We start from the raw sequence: 14,769 nt of genomic DNA, 5'->3' as shown, positions 1-14,769 counted from the left end.
TAGAATGATGGCAGTCCGTTAAAGAAAAAATGAAAAATCTGTTTCGACACCTCATTCTCGTTCTTTGGTTCGTCAGCTCAGGATTCGCTTCGACCATCGGTTTCGGCCATTCAGAGTCCATTGCCGATCATAATACCAGAAATGAGGTGTTAACCTATGCCCGCTCCGTTGCGCAGTCGCATTTCTCAGCTGCCCCGGTTCCTGATCACAAGGCGTTAGCTGTTCATGGTGACTGGACCGTATCTGTCGCGTCCTACCTGCATGGGGAGATTGTCGGCACAGGCACGGGAAAAGGTCATACGCTGCGGCTAGCAGTCGAGCATGCGGTTCAAGACCTCCTGGCAGGTCACGGCCATACGTCTCCGAACAAAAGGGAGTTGGACAGGTCAAGGTTGATGATCTCCATCTCCCGGTCAAACGCTCCGGCCTGCGCGCTGATAGAGTACAGGGGTGAAGCAAAAGAGCTGATCGGCGACGTCGTGGTCATTCGACATCTGGACAGCGATCTGATCTATACAAAGATCATGGAGGCGAAAGCGTACCTTCTGCGCGCCATGGACAAAGAGACCCATGGATTTCACAAACTCTATACCGCCGACGATGCCGCTTACGACAGACGCGTCATCACCACCTACTCCTCATCCAGCCTCTACAGCCTGTTGAAACTCAACGATTTGGAAAAGGATGAACGCATCACCGCACTCACACCCCTGATCGCCGACTTTATCTTGTCCATGCAGATTCAAAAAGGAAGCAACAAGGGGGCATTTCATTACTCCCTTTCCCTCGACAGCGGCAAAAAGGATGACAGGTTCGTCGTCGGAACGGCTTCGAAAACCATCTTCACCCTGTTGGAACTCTATAAACGGACAAAAGAGAAACGCTATTTGGATGCCGCCGTATCGGCCGCCGACTGGCTGCTTACCATGCGAAACCCTGACGGCACCGTCATCAATCAGGTTAAAATCGAATCGGGCCTACCGGTTTTTGACAAAAGATACTCCAATCTTTATACGGGCGAAGTGCTCTCCGCCTTGTCAAGAATGTATGCGGTAACGTCGGATCAACGCTACTACGATGCCGCTGCGATACTGGCGGACAATTTTCGGGAAAGAGCAGCGAAAGATTCCTATTTTTTGACGGACGACTACCGCACGCCGACAGATGCGGTTCCGACAAGCTGGGCGGTGATGAGTCTTCTTGATTTTTATAAAATCAGCAAAAACGACCTCTATAAAAAGACCCTGTTGAAATGTCTTGATACGATTTTTACGCGGCAGAAAAACGATCCAAACGATATGCAGAACTACGGCAGGATCGGTACCGGTCAGAACACAAGCGGAAACGGATGGATCAATGAAGTCACCTCGGAAGTGTATCTGTCATGCAGGCGGGAAAACTGGGGCGGTTGCGAGCGGTACAAAGCGCATATGCTGGGGATGATGCGGTGGCTGATACAAAATACCTATTCCGAAGAGAACACCTATTTTTTGAAAGCGCCTGAAAAAGCCATTGGCGGCCTTATCCGAAACTATACAAAAGAGGAAGTCAGGACAGATGCCGTCTGCCATGGTGTCAACGGCTACATCAACCTGTTCAAAAGCAGTGGCCGCTAAGACCTGAGCAGTCAGGACATAGCTAGCCCGAATGCGTTGACAAGGGCGCCGCTATTTTGCCTTCGGGCGGAAGGCTTTGATGACGCTCTCGTCGGTGACGAGGTAGGGACCGCCGATCAGGTCGATGCAGTACGGCACGGCCGGGAAGACGGCGTCGAGGCACTCGCGGATGGACTTCGGTTTGCCCGGGAGGTTGATAATGAGCGATTGACCGCGGATGCCCGCCGTCTGGCGCGATAGAATCGCCGTCGGGACGTACTGCAGGCTCACCTGGCGCATCAGCTCGCCGAAGCCCGGCATCATCTTGTCGCAGATGTTCTCCGTCGCTTCAGGGGTGACGTCGCGGGGCGCGGGGCCCGTACCGCCCGTCGTAACGACGAGACAGCACCCAGCTTCGTCGCAGAGCTCCTTCATCGTCGCTTCGATCGTCTCCTGCTCGTCGGGGATGCAGCGGTACTCGATCTCGAAACTGCTCGTGAGGTACGCCGTCATCGTCTCCTGGATCGCCATGCCGGAGATGTCTTCGTAGATGCCCGCGCTGGCGCGGTCGGAAGCGGTGATGACACCGATTTTGATATTGCTCATATTATGCTCCTTGCAAAAAGTGGTTTGCGTCTTTAAAATAGTATAGAGTCGCGTAGGGCATGAAGAACGCCCGCGCCGCTTCGGCGTCGATGACGGCGTCTTTGCCGCCAAGGTAGACCTCGATATGCACCCCGCGTTCGTTCAGCTCCCGCAGCAGCTTTTCAGGCCACGGGTATCCCAGCAGCTCCTCGAGCGCCTCTTCTCCTTCGTCGTAGACACTGACGTCGCGGGCGGGATAAGGCGCGAAACAGCTCTCGATAAAACGCGCACGGTACGCCGCGCTGTCGCGTTTGTACCCCTTCATCTGCAGCCGTTTGAAACTGTCGGGCTTGTTGCAGAAATAAGCGGGCGAGAAGAGCTGCAGCGTATCGATGCGCCTGTCATTCTGCAGGACGTCGTAAAGGGCTTTGATGGCCCCGTAGCTGAACCCCGCGACCGTAAAGTCGTTTTGCTTCAGCCACGGCGCGAAGAAGGCCGATTCGTCCCTCAGGCAGAAACCGCTATAAAACCGCATCGATCCGGGCTTTGATCTCCTCTTTGGAGATGCTTTCGCGCTCTAACAACACGTCGACGATCCCGTCGACCAGGGCCGTTTTGCCCTCAAGCAGGGTGCGGGTCTCCTGCTCGATACGCTCGAGCAGATGCGGCAGCGCCTCCTGCGATGGCAGCAGCGAATCGCCCATACCGTACTCGAAGAGCATCGCTTTGGCAAGGGTCAGTGCCGCGTCAATGTCCTCTTTGGCACTGGAGGCATGTTCGCGGTAGCGGATATCGCACATGACCTTACCGGCGAGCAGCATGCGGATGTGCGACTCTATCTCGTGGCGCATCAGCGGGTCGGAGAGGGCCGGACGAATGCTTTCGCTCCCCAGCATCACCTTCTCGAAGGCCAGGTCGAACCAGGTAGCAGCAACGGCTTTGCCCGCGAGATAGGTCGCACGGCACTCTTTCTGCTCGTCATTGAGAATCGGCAGCCGCTTCTTGCCGTAGGCGACCTTGTCCTTGACGGCCAAAACGTCCTCCATACGGACATGGATCTGTCGGTTGCGCAGAGAGTGCAGCGCCGCTTCGTTCACCAGCGCCGCCAGCGCCGCCCCGTTGAAGCCGACGGTGATCTCCGCGATCGCTTTCGCGTCCACGCTGTGGGGGATCTTCTCCAGGTACTTCGCGATGATCGCCTCGCGCTCATGCGGGGTCGGCAGGTCAACGAAGATACGGCGGTCGAAGCGGCCCGCGCGCAGCAGGGCCGGGTCGAGGACTTCGATCTTGTTCGTCGCGGCGATGACAATGATGCCGCTGGAATCCGTAAAACCGTCCATCTCGGTGAGGAGCTGGTTCAGGGTCGCTTCGCGCTCCTCGTTGCTGCCCCCGTCGCGCACCTTGCCGACGGCGTCGATCTCGTCAATAAAGATAATGGCCGGGGCGTTGGACGCCGCAGCGCGGAAGAGCTCGCTGACGCGCTTGGCCCCCATCCCGACGTAGATGTGGACGAAGGAGGAGGCGCTCTGATAATAGAAGGGCGCATTCGCCTCAGCGGCGACGGCCTTGGCGATCATCGTCTTGCCGACGCCCGGAGGGCCGACCAGCAGGACCCCCTTGGGCAGACGCGCGCCGAAGTGCCGGTAGCGCTGGGGATTCTTGAGAAAATCAATGATCTCCTCGAGCTCCTCCTTGACGTCGCTGATGCCGCCGATATCGCTGAAGGTGACGTCGGAGACGACCGGCTGAACATGGTAGGTCTGTTCCGGCGCACCGGCTCCCTGCGCGGATTTGACCGGTGCGCCCGGGAAGCGGCGGTGCTTCATCCAGTAGCGCAGCAGCAGCGACGCCGCTCCCAGGACAATGATCAGGCTCAAAATGGCGATGACAATGGCTCCGCCCTCCTCCGTTTTGACGACATAGGCGTCAAAGGTACCGGCGGGGACCTGGGATTTGACGATGCTGAAGCGCCCTTCGCTGCTGCTCAGCAGGTAGGAGCTCTCCCGTTCAACGACCTGTTTCAGCTCTCCCCCGGCGATGAGCGTATTGAGCTGGTCGCGGCTGATCGGCTTAGTGCTATCGCGCAGGAACGCAAAAAGCGTCAGCGCGATGAGCAGGACCGCCGAGGCGGCGATGATCCACTTGGCTTTGTCAGACGACTGCATGGTTGTACTCCTCTGCTGCGGTGGCGGATTCGATCCGGATCCAGTTGCCTTCCAGGTCCGCTTCGCTGTCGATAAGGATCTTGTTGTAATACTGGTCGTACCCCTGGTAGCGCCCGTCGTCCGTGACGGACTCGACGAGCACGTCCAGATCGGTGCAATGTTCGCGGCGGAACGCGAAGTTGTTCGCATCCACCAGAGCGGTCAACTGCGCCAACCGCTCCTTGGCGACGGCCCCGCTGATCTCGGGCTTCATCGTCGCAGAGGGCGTGCCGTCGCGCTTGGAATAGGTAAAGGCGTGCACGTGCGTCAGCGGCAGCTGCTGCAGGTGTTTCCACGCCTCTTCCCAGCGCGCCTCCGTCTCGCCGGGATGCCCGACGATAAAGTCCGTGCCCAGCGCGAAGCCCTTCACGGCCAGCTCGGAAAAGAGCTTCAGGTCCTCATCGAACTTGTTGCGGCGGTTCATCAGCTTGAGCATCTCCTTGGAGGTATGCTGCAGGGCGATGTGAAGGTGGCGTTCCAGCCACGGCTCGTCCAGGATCTCCTTAAACGCATCGGTGATCTGCACCGGTTCCAAAGAACCAAGACGGATGCGGCGCACGCCACGGATCAGGCTCATCTTTTGCAGCAGCGTGGCGATGGAGCGGTTCTCCCCCTGCCCGTAGCTGCCGATGTTCGTCCCGGTGAGGATGAACTCCCCGAACCCGTTGGCGGCCAGGCGGCTCACCTGCTCCAGGATCACCTGCTCGTCGACGCTGCGCGCATCGCCGCGCACAAAGGGGATGATGCAGTAGCTGCAGCGGAAGCTGCACCCCTCCTGGATCTTGATGAAGGCACGGCTCTTGCCGACGAACTGCTCGACGACGTTGTCGTCGATGAACTCCAGGTCGCCCAGTTCGTAAAAACGGGTCTTGCGCTGCAGCAGTTCGTTGATTTTCGCCTTTTCCGACTGTCCGAAAACCCCCTGGACCTTCCCTTTTTCGAAGAGGGTTTCGCCTTTGGTGTGCGCCCCGCAGCCCGTCAGCATGACGGTCCGGCCCGCGCGCTCCTGGGCGTTGATGTAGCCTCTGACCCCCGTATCGGCCCCGTTGGTGACGGTGCAGGAGTTGACGACGACGATGTCCGCGACCGATTCGTCCTCGGTGACTTCAAAATCCTGCAACCGTCCCATCATCACCTGCGTATCGAAGACGTTGGTGCGGCAACCGAAGGTCTTGAAGTAGACTTTGGGCTTCATACAGGCTCGCCCTCCTCGGGCAGGGATCGCGGCTGCGGCAGCGGCTCGTTCTGCAGACGCAGACGCTGGGTCGGATAGGCGATGGTGATGTCGTCTTCCTGGCCGTAGGCATCGAGGATCTCCATGGAGATCGTACTGCGCAGCGTCAGAGTCGCGTAGGCGTTGGTCAGGTACCAGGCGCTGATGCGCACCCCGTTTTCCTCGGCAAAGGCGTAGATGCGCGGCTCGACGTTCGTGTTTTTCAGGTTGTAGCGGCTGCGCAGCTTGTTGAGCTGGTTGCGGGTAATGTCCGTGTACCCCTTGGCGAACTTGCGCGTGATCTCTTTGGCGATGAGCTGCGCCTTCTTGTGGTTTGAATCGAAGGTGATCGTGATGTCGATGCCGTCCCAGACCGTTTTGAGGGAGACGTGGGTGTAGTTGGCGATCATCTCCGTGAAGATGTAGTTGTTCGGAATAAAGATGACCCGTCCCGCCCGGCGGTTATGCATGTAGGTCGTCAACGTGATGTCTTCGAGAATCGTAATCCGCAGCAGCGAGATGTCGAGGACGTCCCCGACGTACTGTTTGCCGTCCTTGTCGACACGGACCCTGTCACCGACGTGGATGGAGCCGCCAAAGACGATGACGAGCCAGCCGAGCATGCTCATAAACCAGTCCTTCATCGCAATGGCGATACCGGCGGAGGCAAACCCGAGGACGGTGACGACGTAGCTGACATTCTCAATGTAGTTGAAGAGCAGGACCAGCAGAATCAGCGAGACGTTGGCGAAGGTGATGACCTTGTTCGCCATATAAAAGCGTTCGTTATCGCTGATGTACTTCTTCGCGATCTGCTTCATGATGAAGAAGATGATGAGCAGGAACAGGATGATGCCGCCGATATTGGCCAGTTTGAAGAGCTGCTCCTCGATCGCCTTGTTGTTCTTGAGTTCGATCTCCTCGACCCGCTTGGCGTAGACGTCCGCCGTATCCTGCAGCGTCGTGTAGGCCGTCTGGTACTTGTCGGTCATGGAGTCGAGCTCGGCGATCTTCTTGGCGTACTCATCCTCGCTGTCAACGTCCGCCAGGCTGGCCAGGAGCTGGCGTTCGTCCAGCAGCAGCCGCAGGTAGCGCTTCAGCTCGTCCCCGCGCTTGATATACTCGCTGAGCTGTTCGCGCACCTTCTTGTTGTAGGAGACCCCGGCGAAGATGTCGATGGGGTTGCTGATCTCCGGCGCCTTGTCAATCTCCTCGGGTTTGAGCAGGTCCGCAAAGGGAGAAGCAGAGTGCGACTGCAGCAAGGAGAGCTGGTCGCTCATGATCTTCTGCTTCGCCAGCAGGGAGTCGCGCTGCTCCATGCTGGCTTCAGAGTCGTCGGAGCGGTCGATCGCGTTGATCTGCTCCTGCAGCGCCGCAAGGTCCTTTTTGACGTCCAAGTAGGTCAGGTAGGCCGTATAGCTCTTCTGCCAGATATTGCTTTTATCCAGCTCGTCTTTGAGATCGGCCTCCTGCTTACGCAGCTCGTTGACCCGGGTCAGGCGCGCGTCGGAAAGGTGGACGATCCGCTGCTGGATCCGGCTAATCGTTTCCAGGGCGAAGGTCGCCGCCTTGAGTGACTGCTGTACCTCGGCGGAGTCCCGTGCCGTCCCCAGTAGTTTGTTGAGGCTCTGCTGTTTCTGCTGCAGCTCGCTTTTCAGCGGTTCGAGTTCGGCAGCCTTCGCTTCGTAACCGCGGTACATATCGGTGCGGATGGAGAGCTCTTCGCCCGTCGGGTGAACATAATACTCGACGGCAGCGACGGCGGCGGTGTTGATCCGCCCCAGTTCCGCCTCCAGCCGCTGACGGTCGCGCTCCAGACGTCGGACCGTATCGGCCTTGCCCGACGCTTTGGCATTCTGCAGCGCCACTTCGATCTGCGCCAGGCGCTCCTGGAGGATATGACGATGCGCATAGGTGTCAACGACGCTGCTCCAGGAGAGCGGCTTTTGCAACGTGATTCCCGCCGATGCGGGCGTTTCGGCGCCTGCGGCTGTAACGGCCAGCGGCCCGGTAAAGAGCAGCGCCGCCGTACAGAGCAGGCTTCCGGCGAGACGTCCGATCATTGTGCAGCCTCCGCGAAACCGCGCAGCACGTCCATGACCGCCTCGCGGGGGATATCGCTGCGCATCTCGACGCCGCCGAGATGATGCGGCAGAATAAAGGTGATCGAGTTGTCGCCGCTCTTTTTATCGAGGAAGAAGGCTTCGTAGAAGGCATCGACGTCGGCGATGGCGTAGCGGACCGGCAGGCCGTAGCGCTGTAGCAGTTGCTCGACCCGCTCAGCCTCCGCCGCGTCCATCAGCCCCAGCGCGACGGCAAGGCGGTTGGCCATCACCATCCCGATGGCGACCGTCTCCCCGTGCAGGTAGGTCGTGTAGTTCGTCTCGTTCTCGATGACATGGCCGAAGGTGTGCCCGTAGTTCAGCGCCGCGCGCAGCCCACGCTCCTTCTCGTCCTGGGCGACCACGGCCGCTTTGGTTTTGACCGAACGCGCCACCGCTTCGGCAAGCACATCGGGTTTTGAGAGGTCTGCCGTCTCAAGCCATGCGAAGAAATCGGCATCGAAAGTGACGGCCATCTTGACGATCTCCGCGACTCCAGCGGCGAATTCGCGCGGGGGAAGCGTTGCGAGGAAGTGGGGGTCGGCATAAACGGTGATGGGCTGGTGGAAGGCGCCGACGAGATTTTTGCCGTAGCGGTTGTTGATCCCGGTCTTGCCGCCGACGCTGGCATCGACCTGCGAGAGCAGCGTCGTCGGGATCTGGATAAAGTCGATCCCGCGCTGGAAGATGCTCGCGGCAAACCCTGTCATGTCGCCGATGACGCCGCCGCCGAAGGCGATGAGGAGCGAACTGCGGTTAAAACGCGCCTCGAAAAGCGCGCCGAGCACCGTCTCGATGCTCTCCCAGTTCTTGTACTGCTCACCGTCGGGAAGGGTAATCACTTCCACCGCCGGCGCGTCAAGGCGCTCGAGCAGGTAGTCCAGGTGCAGCCCGGAGACCGTCGGGTTCGTAACGACGGCAACTTTTTTATCAAAGGTCAGCGCCGGGAGCGCGTCAATATAGATCTTGTACGAGGTGTCAACAGTCTTTTTGAGATCGATGTCTACGGTCATTCTCTATCCGGAAAAAAATTAGTGACTTATAATACTTAAATGGGACTTATAGCCATCTTGCAGAGGCGCGCTTCCTAGAGGACCGGGATGAAAAGCTGGTGAAAATGGTCCAGGTGGAAGGAGAGTCCCTGCAGATCCGTGGAGAAAAGCGTCAGGACAGGCCGCTGCATGACGGTCTCGGAAAAGGGGATGCACTGCACGAAACGCTCCTCTTTTTTGAGCATGCGCAGCGGGTTGTCCGTACTTTTGCGGATGGTGACGGACTGTGAGAAGATCGCGGAGAGGTTCTGGTAGTACTGCTCCACCTGCTCTTTGAAGGTGTTGTCATCCTGCTGGTACTCCAGCAGCTCGATCATCCACTCCATCTGCGACGCCATATCAAACATCGTGGTGGTGATCTTCTCGACGTCCTCGGACTCGGAGAGTAGCATGACCGCGCGCTTGACGTTGTGCATCTGTCCTGAGGCCATTTTCAGCACCGGGACCTTGAGGTCATAGAGCACTTTGCGCACGGCGTCGATCCCGAAAAGCTTCCGCGAAACGATAATAAATCCCGCGTGGACATGGCGTTTGTCGTTGCTGAGCAGGTAGGCCTCGCCTCTGCGGTCATAGTCGATTATCACCTCGACTTCCGAAGAACGCATGGCTTTGATTTCGCGCAACACGTCCAGGTCGCCGGGGTTTGTGATACGGATATAGAGCTTGCGGCGGAGACGCTCCTGCACGTAAAGGGTTTTGCGCAGCATCGGGACGATATCCTCCGCGCGGTCCACATCCATGTCGAAAAAGAGGTAGATGGAGCTGCCGTAGGGAGCGGGGAAATGCCCCAGTTCCCGCTTGAAAGAGCGGTAGATGGAGATGAGGACGTCCGGTTCGCCGACAAGGAGCAGCAGGTCGTTGGGGTGGATCAGGGTGCGTTCCGTCGGCAGGATCAGCCGCTGATCCCGGTAGATGCCGGCAATGCGCCACTGCGACTGCTCGATCGCCCCGACATGGCGGTAGACATAGGCGCTGCCGAAGGGGACCAGCACCTCCATCACCTCCCCTTCGCCGAGCCCGACGTTCTGGGCGATCACGGGGACGTTGGGGAGGTAGTCGATGAGGCGGGCGGAGAGCTGGTCGTTGACGTCGATGGTGAGCGTGTTCGGGTCGTCGATTTTCAGATCCCACTGGTCCAGCATGATGACACGGACGGAGGGCTTGTCAGCCCGGATGTTCTCGAGGGTATTCACGGCGTCCGCGCGGCTGCTCATCACCAGCATTATCTGCACGAAATCCATCTTCAGGACGTTGCTGAGCTTGTAACGGCTCGTCGGGTCGAAGGTAAAGAATTTGAAGCGGTCCGGACCGGCATTCTCGTAACTGCGCTCCTTCATCTGGATGACGTAGTAAAGATTGTCTTTGGAGTAGGCTTCGATGGCACGCTCGACGAGATGCTCGCCGATCGTGCAATCCGTGATGATGAGAATTTTTTTCATGGTCCAATGTCGCGACACGGGCAAGTGTGCCCGCAGCGGTGCGAATACCTTCTTTCGTCTGCAGTGGAGGCCCGGCGCCGGGATGAGCGTGGCGCGGCCTGTCTATTATCGGGAGACATTGTAGCATAACTGCGTGTTTAGGGGGTTTGCGTTACAATTCCGCACTTAAATTGCCATAGAGAAGCCCATGACATTTACCCTCGAAGCGACCAGCGGAAACGCCCGGGCCGCCACCATTGAGACGGCCCACTCCACCATCCAGACCCCGGTCTTCATGCCCGTGGGAACCGTCGGCAGCGTCAAATCCCTCGACATGCAGGATATGGCCGAACTTTTAGGCGCCAAGATCATCCTCGCCAATACCTATCATATGTACCTGCGCCCGGGCGACGACAGCGTCGCGAAACTCGGTGGTCTGCATAAATTCACGACCTACCCCAACAGCTTCCTCACCGACAGCGGCGGTTTCCAGGCCTTCAGCCTCAGCGACATCTCAAAGGCCGACGCGAACGGCATCGAGTTCCGCAGCCACATCGACGGTTCCAAGCACTACTTTACCCCCGAAAAGGTGCTCGACATCCAGTACAACCTCGGCAGCGACATCATGATGATCCTGGACGACCTCGTCGCTCTGCCCGCCACACGCGAACGCATCGCCCTCTCCATCGACCGCACGACCCAGTGGGCCGAGCAGTCCATCAACTACCACCGTCGGAAACAGCAAGAGGGTATCGGTGTCGACCAGAACATCTTCGCCATCATCCAGGGCGGCATCGACAAGGAATTCCGCGCCAAATCCGCGACGGAACTTTGCGCCCTCGATTATGACGGTTTCGCCATCGGCGGCCTCTCCGTGGGCGAGAGCAACGCGGACATGTACGACACCGTCGCGCATACTCTCCAGTACATGCCCACGGACAAGCCCCGTTACCTGATGGGCGTCGGGACGCCGGAGGACCTGATCGAGAACATCGACCGCGGCGTCGACATGTTCGACTGCGTCATGCCGACGCGCAACGCCCGCAATGCGACGCTCTTTACCAGCTTCGGCAAGATCAACATCAAGGCCGCCCGGTACAAATACGACGAAGCGCCCGTCGACGACGCGTGCGACTGCTACACCTGCCGCCGCTACAGCCGCGCCTATCTCAACCACCTCTACCGTGCGAAGGAGCTCACCTACTTCCGCCTTGCCTCCATCCACAACCTTCACTACTACCTGAATCTGATGCGCGAAGCGCGCGAAGCGATCCTCGAAGGGCGCTGGAGCGATTTCAAAGCCGAGTTCTACCGCAAACGCGAGGGGTAAGCTTCTACTTCTCCTCGTCCAATACTCTGCGCGTCGTCAGGTAGTCAAACCACCCGAGCCCGACGATCATCAGCGTCACACCCAGCAGCAGCAGAAATCCGTACCCCATCCCCGTATAGTCTCCCAGCGTAATCTTGAAGACGACCATCAGCGACTCGATGGAGAGGGCGATGATGATGGATACGAGGAACTTGCCCAGCAGCGCATACTGCCCCTCCCGTTGCCGGCCGGCGTTTTTGTACATCACCTCGTTCTCCAGGATCGTTTTGGCCAGGTCGAAAATCGCCATCCCCAGGGTGATGGCGATGATCGCCTTGAAGACCTCGTGCAGCATGGCGTCGGCGGTGTGGAAGTAGACGTAGGCGAACGTGTACGCGCCGTAGAGGATCAGAAAAAGCGAGACGGCGACAAGGGTGGAACCGCCCAGGGCATATACGATCAGCTTGAAACGTTCGAACCGGGAGTTGTGCTCGATCAGGCGCAATGCTTCGAGCAGCTTGAGCAGATTGAAGTCGAATACGACGAAGCCCCCCTCCCCGTCCGATGTCACGAGCGTCACGCTGGAATCACCGGTAATGTGGTGGATATAGGGGCTGGTCATGTAGGTACTGAAATTTTCCAGATTGATATTGGTAAAGTAGTGGCTTTTATCCGTGCCGACGCGTGTCACATCCCTGCCCCGCCGATAGTAGTTCGGGCTCGTCTGTTTGAGGTCGGGTCCGATCAGGTAGATCATCTGCAGAAAAGGCAGATGGCTGAAGGCAGTGCGTATCCCGGCTTCGTCCTCAAAATTGAACCGGTCATCCTCTACCCTGTTGCGCAAAAACATTTCGATCGCATGCCGGTGCTGCCGGAACTGATTCACAATGCGTTTCATGCGGCCTCCTTGCGGCTGCCTGTTTCTGCCGCGCATTCCGATACGGTGTATGCGTCACTCTCCTTTTTGCACGATAATGCTTCATTATGCGCCTGAGGTGTTAAACGGCGACTGAACGCTCCGCGCTAGTCCGCCCGATTAAACTGGCGCACCCTCCTCCGCGTTATAATGAAATCACCAACAGCATCACCGAACGGGATGAAAAGGAGCGCAAAATGGCCCTGAAAGACTCCAAGCATATGCGTGTCCTCTACCTCTCCCACGGCGGCGGCCCGATGCCGCTGCTGGGAGACAGGGGCCACGACGAAATGGTCATCACCCTGCAGCGGATCGCCTCGATGATCACTAAACCCTCGGCCATCATTGTCGTCAGCGCCCATTGGGAAACGATCACCCCGACGATCACCCACGGCAGCACACCGGAACTCATCTACGACTACTACGGCTTCCCCGACGCAGCCTATGACATCACCTACCCCGCCCTCGGGATGCCGGCCCTGGCGGATGAGCTGCACTGGAGCCTCCAACAACACGGGATCGAATCGATCCTGGACGACGACCGCGGCTTCGACCACGGGCTGTTCGTCCCCCTCAAGATCATGTATCCCGATGCGGACATCCCCTGCATACAGCTCTCGCTCGTCAAGGGCCTGGACCCGGTCGCGCATCTGCGCATGGGCGAGGCGCTGGCATCGCTGTCGCACGACAACATCCTCGTGGTCGGCTCGGGCTTCTCTTTTCACAATATGAAAGCCTTCTTTACACCCTCCCGAGAGCGTACGGATAAAAACGACGCCTTCAAGCACTGGCTCATCAAGACCTGTTCGGACAAAGCATTGATCGAAAGCGAACGCAGCGAACGGCTGATCAACTGGGAGCATGCCCCCTACGCCAGGTACTGCCACCCCAGAGCGGAACACCTGCTGCCGCTGCATGTCTGCTACGGTGCGACGGGGCGTGCCTGCGACAGCGTTTTCGAGGCGGAGATCCTCGGCGTCTCTTCGGCGATGTTTCTATGGTCTTGAAAAAGGGGTGTGAAAAGGCGCCCGGGAGAGGAGAATGAAGGCTCCCGGACAAAAGGTAGTGTGCCGCGCGCCGGCGCGCATCTACGGCTTCGATTAGAAGTTGTAGACGAGGTAGAGTTGCAGCGTGTTGTAAGCGTCGCCGTTGTTAATGGCGTCGTCATCCGCATAGATGTATGCGAACAGCGCATCAAGCTTGCCGAATGATTTGGCAGCCGTAAAGGTTACTTCGCTCACCGTGTTTTTGAAATAAGCCGGACCAAAGCCACCATCTGTGTCGATGTTGGTGTAGAAGAGTCCGAGGTCAGCCATTTCGGGAATGCTGTAGGTCGCCGTGACGTTGTAGGCATCCGTACCCGGCAGGCCGACATAACCGAAGTTCCACCATGCTTCAGTGTAGAGCTTGGACTGCATACCCCAGCCTTCGCCCGGTGTGGTTGCGATATTACCGATGTACTGATCACCGTCCTTATCCGTTGTGGAGTAGGAAGCGTAGATACCAAGGTTCTCAATCCCTTCGTAACCCAGTTTTGCCGCAAACGCCGTGGAGTCGTCCGCTGCAGAGATGAGTTCGTTAGGGTTGATGTCCGTGTACTGGAGCCCAGCGACTACACCTGCGATGGCGAGGTCTGCTTCGAGCCAGTAGGCCGTCGCCGTATCCGGCAGTTCATAGTACCACGCCTGTGCCGTCAGCGGTTCGAAAGAGTTGTTGATGGCACCGACAGCGATCGCACCCTGGTCGCCGATGGTAGAGAAGTTACCCTTCGTGTCTGTCAGCAGGAACTGGGAGTAGCCATTTCCGGTTGCAACCCATGCACCGACAAGCGTTGTACCCGGGATATCCGTATTGGTAACCGTCGCCGCTTCAAAGTTGTTTGCTGTAATGCCCCACGTTTCCGTAAAGAGCAGCGGCGTGTCGAGTTCCATACGGCCACCTTTGACAACGGTGTTACCCAGTTTTGCGGAGAGCCATGCCTCGCCGATCCAACCGGTCGTCGTATAGAAGTCACCTGTCGCAGTGTCAAGATGCGCACCAGACCATACGTTATTGGCAATCTCTTTGTCAAGGCCAAGCGTACTGACAGCGTAACCTGTCACACCGGCGGAGAGGATCTCATCGATATCCGTTGTAATGCTCAGGCGTGCACCGAAATCGGCCGTGCTGCTCGCTTTGCCGAAAAGGTCGGCACCGTGACCGTCAAATGTAGAGTAGAAGAAACGGGCGTCACCGCCGACTTCTGTATTTTCAAATGCAAAAGCGCTGCTTCCCAGGAGCAGTGCCGCCATCAAACTCATTTTTGTCATTTTCATTATGTTTCCTTATCGGTAGATAGACTTGCTTTATGTCTTTAGTACTTTACCAACGGTCTA

The 14,769-nt window shown here is 58.0% G+C and carries 12 protein-coding genes; 3 read left to right on the top strand and 9 right to left on the bottom strand.

The window, feature by feature from the left end:
- The first annotated feature begins 29 nt into the window (after window positions 1-29).
- A complete protein-coding gene (locus LOH54_RS06210) occupies window positions 30-1,616 on the top strand; it encodes an ulvan lysase-like protein (protein ID WP_231021171.1) in 1,587 nt (528 codons plus the stop codon).
- A 51-nt stretch (window positions 1,617-1,667) separates the two neighbouring features.
- Here the strand turns inward: LOH54_RS06210 and mog are convergent, their stop codons facing one another.
- The 7 genes from mog to LOH54_RS06175 form a co-directional block, all read right to left on the bottom strand.
- Window positions 1,668-2,201 carry a molybdopterin adenylyltransferase gene (mog, locus tag LOH54_RS06205; protein ID WP_231021170.1) on the bottom strand — a complete coding sequence of 178 codons (534 nt, stop codon included), beginning with the start codon at window positions 2,199-2,201 and terminating at the stop codon, window positions 1,668-1,670.
- A gap of 1 nt (window position 2,202) precedes the next feature.
- Window positions 2,203-2,715, bottom strand: a complete 513-nt coding sequence (gene bioV / locus LOH54_RS06200; RefSeq protein WP_231021169.1) for a pimelyl-ACP methyl ester esterase BioV — start codon at window positions 2,713-2,715, stop codon at window positions 2,203-2,205.
- The gene (locus LOH54_RS06195; RefSeq protein WP_231021168.1) at window positions 2,702-4,345 is read right to left on the bottom strand and encodes an AAA family ATPase; all 1,644 of its coding nucleotides are present in this window, start codon (window positions 4,343-4,345) and stop codon (window positions 2,702-2,704) included. The genes bioV and LOH54_RS06195 overlap by 14 nt, the downstream gene beginning before the upstream one ends.
- Window positions 4,332-5,579, bottom strand: coding sequence for a tRNA (N(6)-L-threonylcarbamoyladenosine(37)-C(2))-methylthiotransferase MtaB (gene mtaB / locus LOH54_RS06190; protein WP_231021167.1), 1,248 nt, complete (start codon window positions 5,577-5,579; stop codon window positions 4,332-4,334). Before mtaB ends, LOH54_RS06195 begins: the two co-directional genes overlap by 14 nt.
- Complete coding sequence (locus LOH54_RS06185) at window positions 5,576-7,660, bottom strand: mechanosensitive ion channel domain-containing protein (protein ID WP_231021166.1); 2,085 nt, start codon at window positions 7,658-7,660, stop codon at window positions 5,576-5,578. Before LOH54_RS06185 ends, mtaB begins: the two co-directional genes overlap by 4 nt.
- Window positions 7,657-8,712 carry a 3-dehydroquinate synthase gene (gene aroB, locus LOH54_RS06180; protein WP_231021165.1) on the bottom strand — a complete coding sequence of 352 codons (1,056 nt, stop codon included), beginning with the start codon at window positions 8,710-8,712 and terminating at the stop codon, window positions 7,657-7,659. The genes LOH54_RS06185 and aroB overlap by 4 nt, the downstream gene beginning before the upstream one ends.
- Before the next feature lie 74 nt (window positions 8,713-8,786).
- Window positions 8,787-10,190: a COG3400 family protein gene (locus LOH54_RS06175; protein WP_231021164.1), complete on the bottom strand. Its 1,404-nt coding sequence runs from the start codon at window positions 10,188-10,190 to the stop codon at window positions 8,787-8,789.
- Between the two features lie 187 nt (window positions 10,191-10,377).
- Between LOH54_RS06175 and tgt the strand changes: the two genes are divergently transcribed.
- Complete coding sequence (gene tgt / locus LOH54_RS06170) at window positions 10,378-11,499, top strand: tRNA guanosine(34) transglycosylase Tgt (RefSeq protein ID WP_231021163.1); 1,122 nt, start codon at window positions 10,378-10,380, stop codon at window positions 11,497-11,499.
- A gap of 4 nt (window positions 11,500-11,503) precedes the next feature.
- Here the strand turns inward: tgt and LOH54_RS06165 are convergent, their stop codons facing one another.
- Entirely contained in the window at window positions 11,504-12,376 is an 873-nt protein-coding gene (locus tag LOH54_RS06165; protein WP_231021162.1) for a hypothetical protein, read from the bottom strand.
- A gap of 215 nt (window positions 12,377-12,591) precedes the next feature.
- On the opposite strand from LOH54_RS06165, the gene LOH54_RS06160 reads away from it, so the two are divergent.
- On the top strand, window positions 12,592-13,401 hold the full coding sequence (locus LOH54_RS06160; RefSeq protein ID WP_231021161.1) for a DODA-type extradiol aromatic ring-opening family dioxygenase: 810 nt from the start codon (window positions 12,592-12,594) through the stop codon (window positions 13,399-13,401).
- Between the two features lie 93 nt (window positions 13,402-13,494).
- Here the strand turns inward: LOH54_RS06160 and LOH54_RS06155 are convergent, their stop codons facing one another.
- Window positions 13,495-14,709, bottom strand: coding sequence for a hypothetical protein (locus tag LOH54_RS06155; protein ID WP_231021160.1), 1,215 nt, complete (start codon window positions 14,707-14,709; stop codon window positions 13,495-13,497).
- Window positions 14,710-14,769: the final 60 nt, after the last annotated feature.

Source organism: Sulfurimonas sp. HSL-3221 (assembly GCF_021044585.1).
Lineage (GTDB): Bacteria > Campylobacterota > Campylobacteria > Campylobacterales > Sulfurimonadaceae > Thiomicrolovo > Thiomicrolovo sulfuroxydans.
The sequence above is the reverse complement of the archived record's forward strand: the minus strand, read 5'-3'. Positions and strand labels throughout refer to the sequence as shown.